20 protein-coding genes are annotated in these 18,795 nt (G+C 50.5%); 9 read left to right on the top strand and 11 right to left on the bottom strand.

The annotated features are described in order from the left end of the window. Positions 1–10: 10 nt before the first annotated feature. Positions 11–1,258, top strand: a complete 1,248-nt coding sequence (locus tag AC3WQT_RS09055) for a hypothetical protein (protein WP_492703542.1) — start codon at positions 11–13, stop codon at positions 1,256–1,258. 243 nt (positions 1,259–1,501) lie between these two features. On the opposite strand, the gene AC3WQT_RS09060 is transcribed toward AC3WQT_RS09055, so the two are convergent. The 5 genes from AC3WQT_RS09060 to asd form a co-directional block, all read right to left on the bottom strand. Further along, positions 1,502–2,179 (bottom strand): energy transducer TonB, encoded by a 678-nt coding sequence (locus tag AC3WQT_RS09060; protein WP_492703543.1) that lies wholly within the window; start codon positions 2,177–2,179, stop codon positions 1,502–1,504. A gap of 8 nt (positions 2,180–2,187) precedes the next feature. Further along, positions 2,188–2,427, bottom strand: coding sequence for a (2Fe-2S)-binding protein (locus AC3WQT_RS09065; RefSeq protein ID WP_492703544.1), 240 nt, complete (start codon positions 2,425–2,427; stop codon positions 2,188–2,190). A 4-nt stretch (positions 2,428–2,431) separates the two neighbouring features. Then, positions 2,432–2,791 carry a hypothetical protein gene (locus tag AC3WQT_RS09070; RefSeq protein ID WP_492703545.1) on the bottom strand — a complete coding sequence of 120 codons (360 nt, stop codon included), beginning with the start codon at positions 2,789–2,791 and terminating at the stop codon, positions 2,432–2,434. 27 nt (positions 2,792–2,818) lie between these two features. Beyond that, positions 2,819–3,034, bottom strand: coding sequence for a hemin uptake protein HemP (gene hemP / locus AC3WQT_RS09075; protein WP_492703546.1), 216 nt, complete (start codon positions 3,032–3,034; stop codon positions 2,819–2,821). 329 nt (positions 3,035–3,363) lie between these two features. Continuing rightward, on the bottom strand, positions 3,364–4,215 hold the full coding sequence (gene asd, locus AC3WQT_RS09080; RefSeq protein WP_492703547.1) for an archaetidylserine decarboxylase: 852 nt from the start codon (positions 4,213–4,215) through the stop codon (positions 3,364–3,366). Between the two features lie 177 nt (positions 4,216–4,392). On the opposite strand from asd, the gene AC3WQT_RS09085 reads away from it, so the two are divergent. The 4 genes from AC3WQT_RS09085 (at position 4,393) to AC3WQT_RS09100 (ending at position 9,163) form a co-directional block, all read left to right on the top strand. Further along, complete coding sequence (locus AC3WQT_RS09085) at positions 4,393–5,697, top strand: cyclic di-GMP phosphodiesterase (RefSeq protein WP_492703548.1); 1,305 nt, start codon at positions 4,393–4,395, stop codon at positions 5,695–5,697. A gap of 5 nt (positions 5,698–5,702) precedes the next feature. Further along, the gene (locus AC3WQT_RS09090) at positions 5,703–7,625 is read left to right on the top strand and encodes a PAS domain-containing sensor histidine kinase (RefSeq protein WP_492703549.1); all 1,923 of its coding nucleotides are present in this window, start codon (positions 5,703–5,705) and stop codon (positions 7,623–7,625) included. Positions 7,626–8,011: 386 nt separating this feature from the next. After that, positions 8,012–8,560 (top strand): peroxiredoxin, encoded by a 549-nt coding sequence (locus AC3WQT_RS09095; RefSeq protein ID WP_110255121.1) that lies wholly within the window; start codon positions 8,012–8,014, stop codon positions 8,558–8,560. A 78-nt stretch (positions 8,561–8,638) separates the two neighbouring features. Next, entirely contained in the window at positions 8,639–9,163 is a 525-nt protein-coding gene (locus tag AC3WQT_RS09100; RefSeq protein WP_186950911.1) for a carboxymuconolactone decarboxylase family protein, read from the top strand. Positions 9,164–9,775: 612 nt separating this feature from the next. Here the strand turns inward: AC3WQT_RS09100 and AC3WQT_RS09105 are convergent. The 6 genes from AC3WQT_RS09105 to AC3WQT_RS09130 all read right to left on the bottom strand — a co-directional run bounded on the left by AC3WQT_RS09105 (position 9,776) and on the right by AC3WQT_RS09130 (position 14,949). After that, positions 9,776–10,120: a hypothetical protein gene (locus tag AC3WQT_RS09105; RefSeq protein ID WP_492703550.1), complete on the bottom strand. Its 345-nt coding sequence runs from the start codon at positions 10,118–10,120 to the stop codon at positions 9,776–9,778. Between the two features lie 64 nt (positions 10,121–10,184). Next, the gene (locus AC3WQT_RS09110; RefSeq protein WP_492703551.1) at positions 10,185–10,976 is read right to left on the bottom strand and encodes a prohibitin family protein; all 792 of its coding nucleotides are present in this window, start codon (positions 10,974–10,976) and stop codon (positions 10,185–10,187) included. Positions 10,977–11,064: 88 nt separating this feature from the next. Next, positions 11,065–12,066: an isoaspartyl peptidase/L-asparaginase family protein gene (locus AC3WQT_RS09115; protein WP_492703650.1), complete on the bottom strand. Its 1,002-nt coding sequence runs from the start codon at positions 12,064–12,066 to the stop codon at positions 11,065–11,067. Between the two features lies 1 nt (position 12,067). Beyond that, on the bottom strand, positions 12,068–13,015 hold the full coding sequence (locus tag AC3WQT_RS09120) for a MurR/RpiR family transcriptional regulator (protein WP_162040004.1): 948 nt from the start codon (positions 13,013–13,015) through the stop codon (positions 12,068–12,070). A gap of 348 nt (positions 13,016–13,363) precedes the next feature. Next, positions 13,364–14,461, bottom strand: a complete 1,098-nt coding sequence (mnmA, locus tag AC3WQT_RS09125) for a tRNA 2-thiouridine(34) synthase MnmA (protein WP_492703552.1) — start codon at positions 14,459–14,461, stop codon at positions 13,364–13,366. Then, on the bottom strand, positions 14,458–14,949 hold the full coding sequence (locus AC3WQT_RS09130) for an NUDIX hydrolase (RefSeq protein ID WP_492703553.1): 492 nt from the start codon (positions 14,947–14,949) through the stop codon (positions 14,458–14,460). The genes mnmA and AC3WQT_RS09130 overlap by 4 nt, the downstream gene beginning before the upstream one ends. Positions 14,950–15,402: 453 nt before the next feature. Here AC3WQT_RS09130 and AC3WQT_RS09135 point away from each other — a divergent pair, with 453 nt between their 5' ends. The 4 genes from AC3WQT_RS09135 to AC3WQT_RS09150 all read left to right on the top strand — a co-directional run bounded on the left by AC3WQT_RS09135 (position 15,403) and on the right by AC3WQT_RS09150 (position 18,765). Beyond that, entirely contained in the window at positions 15,403–16,518 is a 1,116-nt protein-coding gene (locus tag AC3WQT_RS09135) for a Re/Si-specific NAD(P)(+) transhydrogenase subunit alpha (protein WP_492703554.1), read from the top strand. Positions 16,519–16,559: 41 nt separating this feature from the next. Further along, on the top strand, positions 16,560–16,925 hold the full coding sequence (gene panD, locus AC3WQT_RS09140; protein ID WP_110255112.1) for an aspartate 1-decarboxylase: 366 nt from the start codon (positions 16,560–16,562) through the stop codon (positions 16,923–16,925). Positions 16,926–17,008: 83 nt separating this feature from the next. Beyond that, positions 17,009–17,332 carry an NAD(P) transhydrogenase subunit alpha part 2 gene (locus AC3WQT_RS09145; RefSeq protein ID WP_162040008.1) on the top strand — a complete coding sequence of 108 codons (324 nt, stop codon included), beginning with the start codon at positions 17,009–17,011 and terminating at the stop codon, positions 17,330–17,332. Next, positions 17,332–18,765 (top strand): NAD(P)(+) transhydrogenase (Re/Si-specific) subunit beta, encoded by a 1,434-nt coding sequence (locus tag AC3WQT_RS09150; protein ID WP_162040009.1) that lies wholly within the window; start codon positions 17,332–17,334, stop codon positions 18,763–18,765. The genes AC3WQT_RS09145 and AC3WQT_RS09150 overlap by 1 nt, the downstream gene beginning before the upstream one ends. The last annotated feature ends 30 nt before the right edge of the window (positions 18,766–18,795 follow it).

Below are 18,795 nucleotides of genomic sequence, written 5' to 3' on the forward strand. Positions count from 1 at the left end.
AGGAAGTCACATGACCGGACCAAATGACAAACCCAATACTGCACCGCCGACTGCAGAGCAAAAGCTTGATAAGATCATCAAGGACTTCGGTAATGCCAACAAGACTGCGAGCAACAATCCGGGTGATGACTTGGCTAAGGTCCTCGACGCTTCCCCCGATCTGAAGAAGCGTATCCTCGACTCGGTCGATAAAGGATATTTAAGTAAATTTCAGGCGCTTCCTCCCAACTCTGGTACAGGTGGCTCGTATGACCCGAGCGCAAAAGCCATCAATGTACCGATGGACGCGCTCAAAGGTGCCAGCACTAATCCACGTGATAAGGCCGAGTTGATTTTTGTGATGGGCCACGAAATCCAGCATTCATTCAATGCCGCAGCGACCAGGAAGATAACGCAGGATTTCCTTGACGGCACCACGACTCTGGCAAAAAGCAAGGCATCACCACACGACTATACCAAGTTGACTGAAGACTTTATCCAGTCATCTCGCAAAGACGAGGCCTCCGCGCATATCGGCGGTTTCAATGCGACTGTCTCGCAAGCCAGGAAAGATAACCCCAGTGCGACGCTCAAGGACATCTACAATACCTCCCCGGGACGTATGCAGGATTTCATCGATGTGACCGGTATTCGGCCAAATCTAAACTACGCGATGAAACCAGGCCTGACGGCCGATGCAGATATGACCATGTCCTTCTCGAAGGAAAATGTCGCTGCTATGGGCAAGTATTACTTTGATAAACCAGGAAACGTTTCTCGTCTTGGGTCGAATCACAATCTCGATTACACCAACTTCTACGGTAGTTGGGCAGCCAATGTTGCTGGTAATAATGAGAAAGCGTATCAGGATTTTTATCACAAAACTGACAAGAAATACGTCGCCCCTGAAGTGCAGTTCGATATGAAACGACTGGGTTTGCAGCAAGACCTGATTAACCAGAATGTAAAATTTTCTGACAACAAAGCCTTCCCGTATGTCGATATCAGCGATGGCAAGAAAAAGGCTGCGACCTTCGATCCGAATGCTCATCCGAACCCATCACCTCCAGTGAGTCCTGTCACGAATCACGCACTAGCGAGGGATTCCAAGCTGGATCTGATTGACAGGACAATAGCACCTGCGAACTCATCAAAGACTGGGCCCGCAGTGCCTGCAAAAAACAGTTCCGACATGCTGATGGGCGACGACACGCCATCGAGTCGCCTGCTTGGGAGAGTACATGAATCACTTAGAACTGGCCAACCCAAACCAGGGTGAATGCAAGGATGCATGCAGAGTCATAAATGACTCACAAGAGCGACTTTAGTCACGAGCTGCTTGTACACCCGAACAGCTTGACGGGAATACTTGGTGTCATACATCAATCATGTAGCGAAGTATTCGCGGCTGAAGCTGTTCCTGATTCTAGCAATAAATTGGTTCGATTTTGCCGCAGGAATAAAAAAAGGCCAGATCGCGCAATTGCCGCAATCTGACCTGTCCCGGGGAGGGGACTTATTCTTAGCTGCTTAGGGAGAAGCTGATAGTCGCTGTGGCAATCACAGTCAGGGCTTTGCCATCTTCGAGATAAGGTTTGAAGATGGCGCGCAAAATGGCGACTTTGGCGGCTTCATCAAGGCGGTTGGAGCCGGATGATTTTTGCACATCCACTTTTTCTGCCTGACCTTTTTCATTGACCAGTACCCGCAAAGTCACTTTGCCTTCTTCGCCCATGCGTCGGGACATGGGAGGGTAGTCTGCCTGTGGTGCACGTACGTATTCGACCGCACTGATTTGTTTCGGCTGGGCAGCAACCACAGGCGTCGGGCTGGTGTCAACCTTGGCCACCAGCGGTGCCGGTTGTGGGGCAGGTGGTGCTGCCTGTGTGGTGATCTGATGTACGTCGGCTGGTATTTCTACGACTGGTGTGATATGGGGAACGACAGGTACCGGCACTTGTACCGAGGTCAGTTTCTTTGTGGGGATAGGCTGGGGTGGTGGTTCTGCCTTGACTACAGGTGGCTCGACAAAGGTCATCATCACTTCCCTTGGCAGTATTTGCACTGCATGTGAAAGCAGACCATGTTCCAGCGCATAAAACAGCGCAAGGTGAGCCACAACGATGGCGGCAAAAGAAAAGATGCGGGACTTGGGAGCGGTGAAATCTTGTGAAACTGATTGTAATGTAAGTGTGGACATGGTTAACCTCACGCAGTGACGGCGTTGGGCTGGAAGTGTAATTGTTGAATGAAATTCTGGAAGCTGGATGCATTATTGCTTTGTTCATCCATACACTGGCGCATGACTTTGCGTGCACAACCTGCGCATTTGCCGCAGCAAGTGCCAACATCAAGTTGCTCGCGCAGCTCGGCCATCGTGCTGACACCCATGGCGACAGCCTGATGAATTTTCTTTTCCGATACGTTATTGCAAACACATACAATCATGAAGCTACTCCATTAATGCAGATTTTTTACCAGAGAAGGCCAGCAACCAGCCCAATTTGCGCAGCTTGGTTTTTTGCGCTGTCTTCTTTTCTACCAGGCTGGCCCATTGTTCGGATAATTGCTGGCAGGTGGCTTTCAGCACAGGTGCCAGATCCGGCAAATTCGCCAGCACACTCAAATGTCTTTCTATGACTGATGCCAGCTTGGTACTCGCTTGCTCAGCCTCTTCCTGCGTTGCACTGTTCGTGCTGTTGACTGTGTAATGCGACATCAGGTGCAACACTGCTGAAACCAGCAGTTCAGGCTGCTTGGATGTGGCAGTCAAACCCGATAATTCTTCGTTCATCAGCGTTCCACCTGGCATGTCCAGTCTCCAAGTATGATCAGCGTTTTACGCTGTCAATATCAGCTTGTTCAATTGCGTAATGCGCAGTCGGTAAATACGGCCCGCGTGATCAATTTCCAATTCACGCTTTTGTTGCATCAAGTCGCCGCTCTTGATGCGTGGAACTTCTTTCAAAGCATGATTCGATGTAGCTGTTGTCGTTGTTGCCGCTGCGGCATTAACTAGATCAGCGTGCTGGTGTAGAGCGTTATATGTAGTCATATTTACCTTGCAAATCTAAACGATAACAATTCTTATTTAGATTATTGAATATTCGAACTTGTTTGGCAAGTGTTTTTTGTTGATATTCATCAGTTCAAGGTTTACTTTTGTCTTGCTCATTAAAGTGGCAAACTAAATACGCTGGAAAATTGGCACCAAAGCAATGTTTTTGGCAAATACTTGTTGCTTTTATATGAAGGGGGAAATGCTACTGAAGCTGATGCTTACCCAGGTGTGCAAGGATGGAATTGCCTGGGTAAGTGTTTGAAGATGGCAGTATTTGAAGCGGAGGAGGCTTGAATATCTGAAACGATAGAGCAGGAACTATATTATTTAGCTGGATGCATGCCCATAGCTTCGCCCATGCAAATGGCTTTGGCCGGTGTCCAGGCTGGATTGAAATCCACAGTGCCTTTAGGGAATAGCATGACCACTGTGGATCCGAGCAAGAATCTGCCCATTTCCTCACCCTTTTTCAATATGATTTGCTGATCGTCGTAACGCCACTCGCGTACCTCAGCACTGCGAGGTGGATTGACCATGCCATGCCAGGTGGTGGCCATGCTGCCCACGATGGTTGCACCTACCAAGGTCAGCACAAAGGGACCAAAGGCTGATTCAAACACGCAAACCACACGTTCGTTGCGGGCAAACAGGCCAGGTACGCCGCGTGCCGTGGTTGGGTTGACGGAGAACAATGCCCCCGGCACATAGATCATGCGCGTCAGGCGGCCATCGCAAGGCATGTGTATGCGGTGATAGTCGCGCGGACTCAGGTACAGGGTGGCAAAGCCGCCATCTTCAAACAAGGCTGCCAACTGCTTGTCGCCACCAACGAGGGCGGTGGTGCTATAGCTATGGCCCTTGGCCTGGAAAATCTGGTCTTTTTGTATCGGGCCAAACTGGCTGATGGCACCATCTACCGGGCTCAGCAAGTCACTATCGGCCAGCGGGCGGGCACCTGCGCGTAGCGGGCGGGTGAAAAATTCATTGAAGCTGGCATAGCTGCTGATGTCAGGATTGGCAGCTTCCTGCATATTCACCTGGTACTTGCCGACAAACCAGCGTATCAGGCTGGTAGTGAACTTGCCTGCTTTTGCATTGGCAAATTTGCCGAACAGTACGGTCAGTGCCTGTTTAGGCATTAAATATTGGGGCAGGACGGCAAGGCGATCGGACACAGCGACTCACTTTTCAAAATGTACAGGACAGGGATTATAACGTTGAGCGGGCAAAAGCCTGCTTTTTCTCAGGTAATCGCAGACACATAGTCAGAAATTGTTTCTCCTGAGCTAAGGTTTTTGCAAATGAGGGGGGCGTATGCTATCGTCAATAGAAATACTTACTATTGCGTCCCCATGTCTGATGATAGCCAGCTAATTGTGATTGATCAGATCCGGATCGGAATGTTCATCAAACTCGACCTGAGTTGGTTCCAGCATTCTTTTCCGATGAACTCGTTCAAGATCACCAGCCAGCAACAAATTGACGATCTGATCGCGCTCAAGCTCAAGCATGTACGTTATATCCCGTCAAAGTCTGATCCGTTAACTGCCAAGCCCGCTAGCCAGCCTCAGACTGTTGCTGACAGTTTGCCTGAATCATCGCCAAAGCGGGTATATGCCAGCATTATGGATGCCAAGCGCGCCCGCTTTGAAAAACTGCAAAAGCAAAGAGATGAAATTGCGCGCTGCGAAGAAAAATTCGTGTTGGCGGCCAGCGTGGTCAAAAATATCAATCGCCTGATTTTTTCCAGACCCAAGGAAACCATTTTAGAAGCTGGCAAGCTGGTCGACAGCATGTCTGAAGTCCTGCTCAGCGGTAATGATACCGTCATGCACCTGATACAGCAGACAGCGGGCAACGAGGAATTGTATTTTCATACATTGAATGTCTCGGTGCTGGCAATGATGCTGGCCAATGAAATGAAATGCAGCGATGAGATGATCAAGGAGATAGGTATTGCTGCCTTGTTTCATGATCTGGGTAAGGTGAATGTGCCTGACCACATCAGCAACAAGACTGAGCCCCTGACCCGGCCTGAGCAAAATTTCTTTGAGCTTCATCCGGAATATGGTGTGGAGGTGGGTAAAAAAGCCGGTTTGCCGCAGGTAGTGCTGGATGTGATTGCCCAGCATCATGAATTCATGGACGGGACCGGTTATCCGCATCAACTGAAAGGTGATGCCATAAGCATACATACCCGTATTGTGACCATCGCCAATGTGTACGATAATTTGTGCAATCACAATGATCCCAAACAATCATTGACGCCACATGAAGCCTTGTCAACCATGTATGCGCATAGGCGCACACAGTTTGATGGCGTCATCATGGCTACCCTGGTCAAGAGTCTGGGTGTGTATCCACCCGGTACCCTGGTCAGGTTATCCAATGAGGCAGTCGGTCTGGTCATGAATGTGAATGTGGGCAAGCCCTTGAGGCCACGCGTGCTGGTGTATGACGCTGAGATACCCAAGGAAGACGCCATCATTCTGGACCTCGCCGAAGAGAGCAAAGAGCTATCCATCAACGCCAGCATACGACCAGGTTTATTGCCAAGGGTAATTTTCAATTACCTGAACCCGCGCAAAAGGGTCAATTATTATTTTGACTCGCAATCGAAGAAAACACAGGGCGGCCCTTTACCAGGCCAGAATTAGCAGAAATGACCGACACCGGCATGTCACAGTCAGTATCCGTTTTGAACCATGGATTACTGCGCCACATCATTGACCATAGTCGTGAAGCGATTCTGGTGGTGGATATGCATCACATGGCATTGGTCGATGCAAATCAGCTGGCTTGCATGATGCTGGCTTACGCCAGAGATGAGCTGCTGGGCCTGCCTCTGGCAAACATAGAATGTTCATTGCAGGATGTGTTCTTTTGGGAAGCCTTGCGTGCAGATGCGCATGCTGAAGGCCGGGCAGTTGCAGAAAGTGAATGGATCAACCGTCATGGTGTTTCTTTTCCGGTAGAAAAACGCGTTTCGACTTTTATTGAAAACGGCAAAGAGTTTTTTATTATCCATGCCGAAGATATTACCCACAGACGTGAACTGGTAGAAGGCCATGTGCATCTGGTAGCGCAATTGCAAAGTTCGCTCGATGCGACTGCCGAAGGCATCTTGTCGATAGACTTGAGCGGCAATGTGGTGAACATCAATCAGCGCTTTTCTTCCATGTGGCAATTGAAAGATGAATTGCTCGCTTCCAGAGACGAGGCGCAAATGTTTGCCCATCTCAAGGGCGCGCTGCAAGATGCAGATGGTTTTTTTGCCAGCCTGGAAAAGATCCACGATGATCCGAATCTGGAGACCGAAGATTTAATGACCCTGAAAGACGGGCGCTATTTTATCTGTGTTTCCAAACCTGAATTCATGCGAGACAAGAGGGTAGGGCGGGTTTTTAGTGTGCGTGATATTACGCAAATGAAAGAAGCCGAGCGCAGCCTGGTGGCAGCCAGGGATGCGGCAGAACAAGCCAGTAAAGAAAAATCGCGCATGCTGGAGGCGCTGCTGATCAGTGAGTCGCGCTTGCGCCGCCTGGTTAATTCCAGTCTCATCGGCATCATGCAAGGCAATCTCAGCGGTACGCTGACGGAGGCCAATGATGTCTTGTTGCAATTGGCGGGTGTGCAAAGGCTGGAATTTGCAGATTTTGGCATGAGCTGGCTGGACCGGACCACAGAAGAGAGCCATGCTGCCCATCACAATGCCATGGCAGAAATACGCCTGCATGGCCAGGCCAGACCCTATGAAGGCGAGCTGATACGCAAGGATGGGGTGCGTATTCCCGTCATGGTTGGCCTGGCACAACTGGAAGGCTCACTGGAAGAATGGGTGGGCTTTGTGCTGGACCTGACTGAACAGCGCAAGGCTGACCGCATCAAGTCAGAATTCATTTCTGTCGTCAGCCATGAGCTACGTACTCCTCTGACCTCGATACGGGGCGCGCTGGGTTTGCTGGAAAGTGGGGTTGCCGGTGAATTGACAGCCAAGACCATGCAACTGATCAAGGTCGCTCACAGAAATTGCCAGCGTCTGGGCGTTTTGGTCAATGACATCCTCGACATGGAGAAACTGGCATCCGGTAAAATGGTCATCAACATAGAACGCTTTGACCTGGTTGCCGTGACCAGGCAGGCAATAGAAGCTAATGCCGGTTACGCGCAAGCGCTCAACGTGCGTTACCGCATTGCTGATCATCCAGAAAATGCCTGGGCCATGGGTGACAATGTACGTGTCATGCAGGTCTTTGCCAACTTGCTGTCAAATGCTGCCAAGTTTTCTCCAGCAGGTGCTGAAGTGCAAATCAGGATTACCGATATCTCAGGCATCTACAAGGTCGAGGTGGAAGATCATGGGCAAGGCATACCTGAGGCTTTCAGGGAACAGATTTTCAAGAAATTTGCCCAGGCAGATGGCACCAATACCCGACAGCAGGGTGGTACTGGCCTGGGTTTGAATATCACTAAAACCTTTGTCGAAAAAATGGGTGGTGAAATCGGCTTCGAAACCGAAGAGGGCAAAGGCAGCATATTCTGGTTTACCCTGCTGGCCTCGGCGCACCGCCGCCACGACAGATAAAACGGACTTCCGCAAAACCGCCCCAGCTGCGTTGCAGCTCCCGCATTTAGCAAGATTCGGTACTAAAGTATTGTCTTCGTCGCTACGGTGTAGTCGGGGTTTCAGGCAATATGTTGCCTGCCGACGTAACGAACCGCCCTTGCAAGGGCGGTTTCTTGACGCGATAGCCTTGCTGGGACGATTTTGCATAAGTCCTGATAGACTTGAAATTCTGACCCATCCCTCAAATTTTTCAGATTACTCACAGTCAGCTACTGAGGTTGCAGATAAGGTTTTAGCTAATTGTATGGTAGTTAAAATCTATTGGATATTTAAAATTCATAGTGATATGCTTCTTGTCGTTGTGGACATATTGTTCACCTTGTTATGTCAATCAGGAGAATTTAATGAAAACTGTAGGTCAAAAACTCGACGCATTCAAAGTTCCAGCAGCCAAGCCAGGCTTCAATCATCACGAAGAAAATGGCGTGTCCGCATTCGAAGACATCACTGAAGCTTCGTTTCCTGGCAAATGGAAAATCATTTATTTCTACCCAAAAGATTTCACTTTCGTCTGCCCGACTGAAATCGTTGAATTTGCCAAACTGACCAATGACTTCGCTGACCGTGATGCTATTTTGCTGGGTGGTTCTACAGATAACGAATTCTGCAAGCTGGCATGGCGTCGTGAACACAAAGATCTGGACAAACTGAACCACTACGCGTTCGGTGATGCAACAGGCTCTTTGGTCGACATGCTGGGTGTACGCGATGTTAACGCCGGTGTTGCACTGCGCGCGACTTTCATCGTCGATCCTGACAATGTCATTCAACACGTTTCTGTCAACAACTTGAATGTTGGCCGTAACCCTACAGAAATCCTGCGTATTCTGGATGGCCTGCAAACAGATGAACTGTGCCCATGCAACCGTACAGTAGGCGGCGCAACTCTGTAATGCAGAGAGCGCATGCTGTAGACGTAAAATAAACCCGCTCCGGCGGGTTTTAAAACCACTTTTTGATAGGTAAATACTATGGAATTCTTGAATTTAATTAAAAGTCGTATCCCTGATTACGCCAAGGATATCCGTCTGAACATCGATGGCACCATCGCCCGCTCCAGCCTGGAAGGCAATGACGCGGTAGGCGTGGCTCTGGCAGCAGCATTTGCAGCAAAAAGCACAGTGATCATTGAAGCCATCAAATCCAGTGGCGCAATCACGCCAGAAGAAATCAATGCAGCGCTGACAGCAGCGGCTTTGATGGGTATGAATAATGTCTGGTACCCGTATGTGGAAATGGCAGACGATGCTGACCTGAAAACCCAGGCTGCTCAATTGCGCATGAATGCCTATGCGACCAATGGCGGTGTTGATAAGCGCCGTTTCGAGATGTACGCTTTGTCGGCTTCCATCATCGGCAAATGCCATTTCTGTGTGAAGTCGCATTTTGAGTTGTTGAAGAAGGAAGGTATGTCGGCGACGCAGTTGCGGGATGTTGGTCGTATTGCGGCTGTTGTGAATGCCGCAGCGCAGGTTATTTCTGCTGAGACTGTGTAATCCTTGGCTGGTATTGCTCCTTCACCTTCAAGGAGAGATTTGTGGGAATTCGCAAAGCACTGCTTTGCGCCACAAATTTCTAAGCAGCTTGCAAGCTGCAAGGTGGAATGGTTGGGATGAGGATGGGGTTCTGTCGATAAACGGCGATCACAATATCGTCGCTCCAGCGTAGGCTGGAGCCTGGTGACGTTCGTTGCATACTTGTGTTGCGCGTAAAACGATTGCCCTTCATGGATACAGGCCGGGTCTCGGCCCGGCGGCCGAAATTCTTTCTTTGCGTCGCCAAAGAACGTATTCAAAGAAAGGCGACCTAGGCGTCGCCGCCCCTGCGGGGTTCCCGATTGTGCAGTACAAAAAATGGGAAGATCCGAAACTCGCCTGCGGCCTTGCTTTAGGAACATGCGCTTGCAAGCGCATGCCGTTACGCAGGCGGACAGCATACTGTCCGAAATCCCTGCTATACCTCAAACAGCGGTTCTTCTATTTCCATTTTCTGTACTGCACAATCGGCGTCGACACATGGGAACTGCCAAACGTCAAAAACAACTGCAACCCCAAAGTCAAACCCAACAGCAAGCCCAGTTCGTCCGCACTTCAAATTACAACAACCCCCTACCGAGACTTCCTCTTAAAAATCCCCAACACCACAATCAGCAGCAATAAAGGCAATAAAAACGGCGAAAATATCATCAAAAACAAGCCACCTATCAGCACCGCAAGACCCACCAGCAAGAACGACACACCGGCAATCACCAGTCCCGCCATGATCATGGCGAAGACGATGGCGACCAGGGCAACAGCGATGCCGCCTATGGAAAAACCATTGTCAGAAAAAATATCAAAGTCATCCGGATTCCAGTCCAGGTTTAAATCGATGGGGCTGTCCATGACATACCAGATGACCAGCAATAGTATGCAAAACAGGGTGAAGCGGGCGGATGATTTTTGGTCTGACATGGCTGGCTTGTTCCTCACTTATTTTTGATTATTTACTGACTTATTTGCCAACTTATTTACCAGCTTATTTACCAACATTAATAAAGGGGATCGCACCGCCGGTGGTCGTTGGCAAACGGCCATCCCATTTCTCTATGGCCTTGGCCTGATTTTCTGTTTCACGCAGGCGCAGCAGTTCTGGTGTGACTTGCTGTCTTTGCAGAGCCAATGCTTCTGCCTCAGCGCGGGCACGGGATACTTTTTGTTTGGCTTCGACTTCTATCCTTTGCAGGTCGCGCTCTGCCTTCATCTTCAATTGATCTGCCGTGGTCTTGGCTTCAATCGCTTCATTGAAGGTGCGGCTGAAGTTGAAGTTGACGATGGAAAATTCATCAACCACCAGGCCATGTCTTGCCATGCGTTCTTTCAAGGCCAGGATGATTTCATCGCGTACTTGTGAGCGGCGTGAAATCAGCTCTTCGGCAGTGAAGCGAGCGGTCACAGCTTTGACTGCTTCCTGCACACTGGGGATGATGATGCGCTCGCCGGGCTCGTTGCCAAGATCACGGAAGACAGAGACCACTGCATCTGGCCTGACGTGATAGTTGATAGCGATCTTGGTGTGCACGGTCTGTAAATCCTTGGAAGCTGCATCGCCATCCCCTTCACCCTTTTGTATGGCGACGGAGACCTTTTGCATTTTCTGGGCAATAGGCCAGACCCAGTGTATGCCTTCACTGTAGACCTCATCCGAAGGTTTGCCAAATGTTGTCAATACGCCGCGATGACCAGCGGGGATAGTAGCGAAAGGATTGAGTATGATCAGGACCAGCAAGACGATCAGGCCGACCGCAAATTTGGGAAGAAAATTACGCATGATTTTTTTAACTCGAGGGATGAAAACACCCGCAGTATAGGTGTTTTTTACATAAGTATTCCCGGTAATCGGCGGGCAAATCTACCGCTTAATTTACGTCCTGTGAGTTTGCATAAATTGCTGCAAATGCTGCTTCACCAACGCGTTGATAAGCGCGGTACATGCCTTCGGTATTAAAGGGCAGGACGATGTTGCCAAATTTGTCTATGCCTATGATGCCACCCTGGCCTTCATACACGGGCAGTTTATCCATGACGACATTATTGGCAGCCTGCTCCAGGCTTAGCCCCAGGTACTGCATTTGCGCAGCAATATCATGCAGCGCCAGGCTGCGCATGAAGGCTTCACCCGTGCCCGTCGCAGACAGGGCAGCGGTCTGGTTATCGGCATAACAGCCAGCGCCCAGCATGGGCGTGTCGCCGACGCGGCCAGGCAGTTTGTTTGTCATGCCACCAGTCGAAGTGGCTGCAGCCAGGTTGCCGTGCACATCCAGCGCAACGGCACCTACCGTGCCAAATTTTTTATCGGGATCAAGTGGTGCGGGTTCTGGAGCCGGTTTGGATGACGTGCTCAGCAAATTCGCTGCATCATGATCGAGCAGCACGCCAGATTCTTGCCGGGCGCGTTGCAATTGCGCGTAGCGCTCTTCGGTATAAAAGTACGATTGGTCTTCGAATTGCAGGCTATGCTGGCGCAGGAATTCTTCTGCACCTTTGCCTACCATCAAGACATGCGGGCTGTGCTCCATGACGGCTCTGGCAGCGCGAACGGGATTGCGCACCTGCTGTATGCAAGCCACGGCACCGGCGCGACGGTTTTTGCCATCCATGATGGCGGCATCCATTTCCATGGTGCCAGCATTGGTGAATACTGCACCTTTGCCTGCGTTGAAAAGCGGGCAGTCTTCCAGCATGCTGACAGCCAGGCTCACAGCATCCAGTGCGCTGCCACCTTGTGCCAATACTTCATTACCCGCAGTGACGAAAGACCGCAAAGCCTCCAGATAGCGCGCTTCCTGTTCCGCAATCAGACTGCTGCGCAAGATCGTGCCAGCACCACCGTGTATGGCGATAGCAGCACGTGCGCCCATCTTAAGCTGGCCTGTCCATGTCGATGATCTTGCTGGCTGCCGCTGCCTGCGATTTGCGGGTAGTGGCATTCGGTTCCTGATACAACCATGGCAGCATGAACTTGGTCATTTCGGATGCAGCGTGTACGGGGGCTTTGGCCTGGTGGGCAACGGCACTGCAAATCGCTTCTATCAGGCACAGTGCTGCGCCCTCGGAATTGGGGGAGAAATTGCGGCGGGTTTGCGCATACAGGGTGATGTTCGCCAGTGATGCCAATGGTGAACTTGGCGCATCTGTCAGTGCCAGAATGGGCACGCCTTTTTCGCGCAACTGCTGCAGGATGGTGACTACGTCTTCTGCATAGCGCGGGAAGGAAATGCCGATGACCAGGTCACGCTCAGTATATTTGAACAACTGCCGTGCGACATTCGATGGCCCGCCTGAGCCCAGTGTTGATTGCACGGTATTGCAGAATGGGTCCAGGCTATGCGCCATCAGTCCAGCCAGGAAGGCGCTGGCGCCATAGCCGACGATGTAAATTCTTTCCGCATTCAGGATCTGGCGTACGGCATGGTTGCACAGGTCAGGGGCCAGGCCGCGGCGCGTGGCTTCCAGATTGGCCATGTCTTCATTGAGTGAGCTGGAAATAATTTCTGTGCTGGTGGCAGGGCGCTGGATTTCGCTGCGTAGATTATCGATAGGTGCCAGCATGGCTTCAAAGCCATATACCAGTTCAGCACGGAATTGCGGATAACCTTCAAAGCCAAGCGCCCTGGCAAAGCGATTTGCCGTGGCGACCGAGATGCCGACGGCATTTGCCAGCTCATCGATAGACATGGTGGCTGATCGAAATACATTCGACAGCACATAATCGGCTGCTTTTCTGTGCGCTTTTGACAAGTTCATATAGACCTTGCCTATGCGCGCATTAACAGTACCACCCAGGGATTGCGTATCAGGACGATTCATATCGGCTGGCTTTTCCGGTGAAATAGAAATGTAAATATAATTTCATCGATTTAAATTGTAAAGAAATGAATCGTGTCAAATCGATGATTGTCTCTCTCCGTACATATTTTGGATAATTTGGTCTATTTAGGAGATTTGTCAGGATAAACAAAATACATCAAATTTTGTTCTGAATTTACCTGAATTTACGCAAGCTAATGATTGTGTTATTGAAAAGATTGTCGGCATTTATGAAAGTAAATTGAAACAGATTCTGCTATTTACCAAATGGTAAAAAAATGCCCACAGACATGTGGGCATTTTGTTTGTGGCAATCATTTGCTGGCGATTGACTGTTCGCAAGGTAGTTTAGCGGGTGGCGAGATCAATAATCCCACCACCCAGGCAAACATCGCCGTCATACAAAACTGCAGACTGCCCAGGCGTGACCGCCCATTGCGCCTGCGGGAAGTCCAGTTGGAAACGCTCGCTGTCACCGCTGAAATGGCAAGCCACGTCAGGCTGGCGGTAACGGGTCTTGGCAGACAGCTCACCAGCTTGCGGTGCCTCACCGGCCACCCAACTGACTTGTCCGGCTTCGAGACCAGCAGACAATAGCCATGGATGATCATGACCCTGCACTGCATAAAGGGTATTGGCTTCTACATCTTTTTTCGCCACATACCATGCATCACTGCTGCCATCGGCGTTCTGGTGCGATTTGATGCCGCCTATGCCTATGCCTTTGCGCTGACCCAGGGTGTAAAAACTCAGGCCCACATGCTGGCCTATGATTTCACCTTCAGGTGTCTGGATATTGCCTGGTTTGTATGACAGGTAGCGGTTCAAAAACTCGCGGAAAGGGCGCTCGCCAATAAAGCAAATGCCAGTTGAATCTTTTTTCTTTGCATTCGGGAGTTGCAATTGTTCGGCGATCTTGCGTACTTCTGTCTTCTGGATTTCACCAAGCGGGAACAGGGTATTCGCCAGTTGCTTCTGGTTCAGCCTGTGCAGGAAGTAGCTTTGGTCCTTGCTGGCATCAATAGCCTTCATTAACTGGAACTGGCCATTCATTTCACGCACACGCGCATAGTGGCCGGTGGCGATGTAATCGGCGCCCAGCTTCATGGCGTGATCAAGGAAAGCCTTGAATTTGATTTCGGCATTGCACAGCACATCCGGGTTGGGTGTGCGGCCAGCCTGGTATTCACGCAGGAACTCGGCAAAGACGCGGTCCTTGTATTCGCTGGCGAAATTGACGGCTTCGATATCGACGCCAACGACGTCGGCAACGCTGACGGCATCTATCCAGTCTTCACGGGTAGAGCAGTATTCTGAATCGTCGTCATCTTCCCAGTTTTTCATGAACAGGCCGATGACTTCATAACCCTGTTCTTTCAGCAGCCATGCCGAGACGGAAGAATCAACGCCGCCAGACATGCCTATCACTACTTTTTTCTTGCTCATTTTTGCGGTTCCAAGTTTCCAAGTGCGCTTGGATGGGTAAACAACAGGGACAGCGGCGCGCGCTTGCCCTGCAAATAATCGTCTATGCATTGCATTACCAGAGGGCTGCGATGCCTGTCCTGCGCCGCTACTATCTCTTCGTAGCTCATCCATACAGTGCGCAAGATGCCGGTGTCTAGGGCGCGGTCGTGTGCCTGGCCCAGTTCGCCGGTAAAGGCAAAACGCAGATAAGTGACTTCTTCACCGGTCTTGGGTGAAATGAAGCGTGACAGGTAGGTGCCTATCAATGCGGTTGGTGTGAAGTCGTGTGCGGTCTCTTCCAGGGTTTCGCGGATGACGGCCTGTATCAGGCTTTCATCGGGGTCCAGATGACCGGCGGGCTGGTTGATGCGCACACCATCAGGTGTTTCTTCTTCAATCATGAAAAACTGTTGGTCGCGCTCAATAATTGCGGCTACAGTGACGGATGGTTTCCAAATGGCAGACATGGCTTCTCTCAGTAAGTCCGACATTTTACTTTGCCGTCAAATTTTGTGTGGCAAACCAGCAAATTTGAAAGCGAATTAGCTAATGCGTAATTTATCTATGTCTGCTTATTTTTGCGCTTTCACTATATTTTGATTTTGCACCAAACTTGAATGATTCCGGGTTTCGCGGTCAAGTGACTGTTTTTAAAGGAAATAATTTAATTTTGTAGGTGTTTGCAGGGTGTCGTCAGTATGGTTCTTAAAAGAAATTTGTAGAAAGCACAAAAAAGTGAACGGTTGTGCTAAAAAACATTTTGCGTGTAATATCGTTGTCGAATATCAAATGTAAGATTCGGGTAAGCAAACTGGTGACCCGCATCAGCAAAAAAATAATGGAACGGTCAGAGCTTACCCTTGGCCTTTCCAGCACGAAATTGATACACCAATATTCACACTAAAAAAGGGAGCAAATCTATGAAAATCGGCATACCCGCCGAGTCACGGCCGGGGGAGACGCGTGTAGCGGCAACCCCAGAAACCATCAAGAAATATGTCGCAGCAAAACACCAGGTGATCGTGCAGTCTGGTGCAGGTGTGGCTTCCAGTATTACTGACGAGGCCTACAAGGCTGCCGGTGCAGAAATTGGCACAGCCGCTGATGCACTGGGCGCTGAACTGGTCTTGAAAGTACGCGCCCCCAATGCAGAAGAACGTGCGTTGATGAAGTCAGGCACGGTGCTGGTTGGCATGCTCAATCCGTTTGACGCAGACAATATTGCGGCAATGGCCACACACGGCCTGTCCGCATTTGCACTCGAAGCTGCACCGCGCATTACCCGTGCGCAGTCGCTCGACGTCTTGTCTTCGCAAGCCAATATTGCTGGTTACAAGGCTGTCATGCTGGCTGCCAATACGTATCAACGTTTCATGCCCATGCTGATGACAGCTGCAGGTACGGTCAAGGCCGCACGCGTGTTGATCATGGGCGTAGGTGTAGCCGGTCTGCAAGCCATTGCCACAGCCAAACGCCTGGGTGCAGTGATTGAAGCATCGGACGTACGTCCACCCGTCAAGGAACAGGTTGAATCCCTGGGTGCGAAATTTATCGATGTGCCTTACGAAACTGATGAAGAACGCGAGATCGCCAAAGGCGTGGGTGGTTACGCCCGTCCCATGCCAGCAGCATGGATGGAAAGACAGGCAGCTCTCGTACATGAACGTGCCAAGCAGGCTGACATCATCATCACAACAGCCCTGATCCCTGGTCGCAAGGCACCGATACTGATCTCGGAAGAGACAGTAAAAGCCATGAAACCAGGCTCAGTCATCGTCGACATGGCGGTAGAGCAGGGCGGCAATTGCCCTTTGTCTGAACTCAACAAGACAGTCACCAAATACGGCGTACACATCATAGGCGAGCCTAACCTGGCTACCCTGGTGGCGGCTGATGCATCGGCCCTGTATGCACGTAATGTGCTGGACTTCCTGAAGCTCATCATCGACAAGGATGCTGCGCTGGCGATTAACCGTGAAGATGAAATCGTCGCTGCCACCCTGGTCTGCTCAGGTGGTGAAGTCTTAAAGAAATAGAGTCAAGTTTTTAGTTACAAGTATCAGAAAGTAGAAAGACCATGCAAAGAAATATGCTCCGCGCCAAAATTCATCGCGCAACTGTAACCCAGTGTGACCTGCACTACGAAGGATCGTGCGGTATAGATGAAGATCTGCTCGACGCTGCCAACATCATCGAAAACGAACAGATAGAGCTGTATAACGTCAACAACGGTGAACGCTTCTCCACTTATGCCATCAAGGGCAAACGTGGCAGCGGCGAAATTTCACTCAATGGCGCTGCAGCCCGTCGCGTACAACTGGGCGATTTGATGATTATCTGTACCTATGCGCCGATGACAGAAGAAGAAGCAAAAGCGTATAAACCGAATGTCGTTTTCGTGAATGGCAAGAATCAGATCACCAGTATTAAAGAGTATAAATAACCTAGCCAGGGCAGGCAGTTTGTAAAGTTTTGCTTGCTCATGTCTCGATTTGCATGTCTCAATCCAATTAAAGAGAGGACATCATGGAAGTTAGTCATACCCTTACCAATCTCATCATCTTCGTGCTGGCAATTTATGTCGGTTACCATGTGGTGTGGACAGTAACACCAGCCCTGCACACGCCTTTGATGGCGGTGACGAATGCCATTTCTGCCATCATCATCGTCGGTGCCATGCTGGCCGCCGGTTTGACCGAAGGCCTGCTGGCCCAGGTCATGGGCACGGCAGCCGTGGCACTGGCGGCAGTGAATGTATTCGGTGGTTTTCTGGTTACCCAGAGGATGCTGGAAATGTTCAAGAAAAAAGAGCCAAAAGCCATTGCCCATGCTGACAAGGAGGGCAAATAATGAGCATGAATCTGGTAACGATGCTGTACCTGATCGCATCGGTCTGCTTTATCCAGGCCCTCAAAGGCTTGTCACACCCTTCCACCGCACGCCGTGGTAATGCCTTTGGCATGATAGGCATGGCGGTTGCTGTTGCAACGACCATAGCCCTGATCGTCAAGCTGAAAAACGAAAGCGCCGGTGCAGGCTTGGGCTATGGCCTGGTTGCCATCGGCGTCATCGTCGGCGGTGGCATAGGTGCGACTCTGGCCAAACGCGTAGAGATGACCAAGATGCCGGAACTGGTCGCAGCGATGCACTCATTGATCGGTCTGGCAGCGGTGTGTATTGCCGTAGCCGTTGTGTCCGAACCCTGGGTATTCAATATCGTCGCGAGAGACCAGCCTATTCCTTTCGGTAACCGTCTGGAATTGTTTATCGGTACTTTTGTCGGCGCGATTACTTTCTCTGGTTCTGTCATCGCCTTTGGTAAATTGTCTGGCAAGTACAAGTTCCGTTTGTTCCAGGGCGCACCCGTCAGCTTCAGTGGCCAGCATCAGTTGAACCTGGTATTGGCAATTGCCATGCTGGGTTGTGGCATTGCCTTCTGCGTCACGCAAAGCTGGACACCGTTCATCATCATGACTGCTCTGGCCTTCGTGCTGGGTGTGCTCATCATCATCCCTATCGGTGGTGCTGACATGCCGGTGGTGGTGTCGATGCTGAATAGCTATTCTGGCTGGGCTGCTGCAGGTATCGGTTTTTCGCTGAATAACTCCATGCTGATCATTGCCGGTTCGCTGGTGGGTTCGTCCGGTGCCATCCTGTCTTACATCATGTGCAAGGCGATGAACCGTTCTTTCTTCAATGTGATCTTGGGTGGTTTTGGTGGCGAAGCTGCAACTGCAGCCAGTGGCGACCAGGCACAGCGTACCGTCAAGTCCGGCTCTGCTGATGACGTGGCTTTCCTGCTCGGCAATGCCGAGACTGTCATCATCGTTCCTGGTTATGGCCTGGCAGTTGCGCGTGCCCAGCATGCCCTGAAAGAACTGACAGAAAAACTGACGCACAAAGGTATTACAGTCAAGTATGCAATTCACCCGGTGGCAGGGCGCATGCCTGGTCATATGAATGTCTTGCTGGCAGAAGCTGAAGTGCCTTACGACCAGGTATTCGAGATGGAAGACATCAACAGCGAATTTGGCCAGGCTGACGTGGTGTTGGTATTGGGTGCAAATGACGTGGTTAATCCTGCGGCAAAAGACCCCAAATCACCGATTGCCGGCATGCCTATCCTGGAAGCCTACAAAGCCAAGACCGTCATCGTCAACAAGCGCTCCATGGCTTCTGGCTATGCAGGTCTGGACAATGAACTGTTCTACATGGATAAAACCATGATGGTGTTTGGCGATGCCAAGAAAGTCATTGAAGATATGGTGAAGGCTGTTGAGTAATTAGCTGAACCAAGCTGAGTTGTAAAAAAT

Source organism: Undibacterium sp. FW305-107 (assembly GCF_058788535.1).

Excerpts from the sequence above, each read along its gene's own strand:
- AC3WQT_RS09110 (WP_492703551.1), bottom strand. The coding sequence starts at position 10,976 with ATGCGTAATTTTCTTCCCAAATTTGCGGTCGGCCTGATCGTCTTGCTG.
- hemP (WP_492703546.1), bottom strand. The coding sequence starts at position 3,034 with ATGACTACATATAACGCTCTACACCAGCACGCTGATCTAGTTAATGCC.
- AC3WQT_RS09060 (WP_492703543.1), bottom strand. The coding sequence starts at position 2,179 with ATGTCCACACTTACATTACAATCAGTTTCACAAGATTTCACCGCTCCC.
- AC3WQT_RS09070 (WP_492703545.1), bottom strand. The coding sequence starts at position 2,791 with ATGCCAGGTGGAACGCTGATGAACGAAGAATTATCGGGTTTGACTGCC.
- panD (WP_110255112.1), top strand. The coding sequence starts at position 16,560 with ATGCAAAGAAATATGCTCCGCGCCAAAATTCATCGCGCAACTGTAACC.
- AC3WQT_RS09135 (WP_492703554.1), top strand. The coding sequence starts at position 15,403 with ATGAAAATCGGCATACCCGCCGAGTCACGGCCGGGGGAGACGCGTGTA.
- AC3WQT_RS09120 (WP_162040004.1), bottom strand. The coding sequence starts at position 13,015 with ATGAATCGTCCTGATACGCAATCCCTGGGTGGTACTGTTAATGCGCGC.
- AC3WQT_RS09105 (WP_492703550.1), bottom strand. The coding sequence starts at position 10,120 with ATGTCAGACCAAAAATCATCCGCCCGCTTCACCCTGTTTTGCATACTA.
- AC3WQT_RS09115 (WP_492703650.1), bottom strand. The coding sequence starts at position 12,066 with ATGGGCGCACGTGCTGCTATCGCCATACACGGTGGTGCTGGCACGATC.
- AC3WQT_RS09150 (WP_162040009.1), top strand. The coding sequence starts at position 17,332 with ATGAGCATGAATCTGGTAACGATGCTGTACCTGATCGCATCGGTCTGC.
- AC3WQT_RS09145 (WP_162040008.1), top strand. The coding sequence starts at position 17,009 with ATGGAAGTTAGTCATACCCTTACCAATCTCATCATCTTCGTGCTGGCA.
- AC3WQT_RS09065 (WP_492703544.1), bottom strand. The coding sequence starts at position 2,427 with ATGATTGTATGTGTTTGCAATAACGTATCGGAAAAGAAAATTCATCAG.
- AC3WQT_RS09095 (WP_110255121.1), top strand. The coding sequence starts at position 8,012 with ATGAAAACTGTAGGTCAAAAACTCGACGCATTCAAAGTTCCAGCAGCC.
- mnmA (WP_492703552.1), bottom strand. The coding sequence starts at position 14,461 with ATGAGCAAGAAAAAAGTAGTGATAGGCATGTCTGGCGGCGTTGATTCT.
- AC3WQT_RS09090 (WP_492703549.1), top strand. The coding sequence starts at position 5,703 with ATGACCGACACCGGCATGTCACAGTCAGTATCCGTTTTGAACCATGGA.
- AC3WQT_RS09055 (WP_492703542.1), top strand. The coding sequence starts at position 11 with ATGACCGGACCAAATGACAAACCCAATACTGCACCGCCGACTGCAGAG.
- AC3WQT_RS09100 (WP_186950911.1), top strand. The coding sequence starts at position 8,639 with ATGGAATTCTTGAATTTAATTAAAAGTCGTATCCCTGATTACGCCAAG.
- AC3WQT_RS09130 (WP_492703553.1), bottom strand. The coding sequence starts at position 14,949 with ATGTCTGCCATTTGGAAACCATCCGTCACTGTAGCCGCAATTATTGAG.
- AC3WQT_RS09085 (WP_492703548.1), top strand. The coding sequence starts at position 4,393 with ATGTCTGATGATAGCCAGCTAATTGTGATTGATCAGATCCGGATCGGA.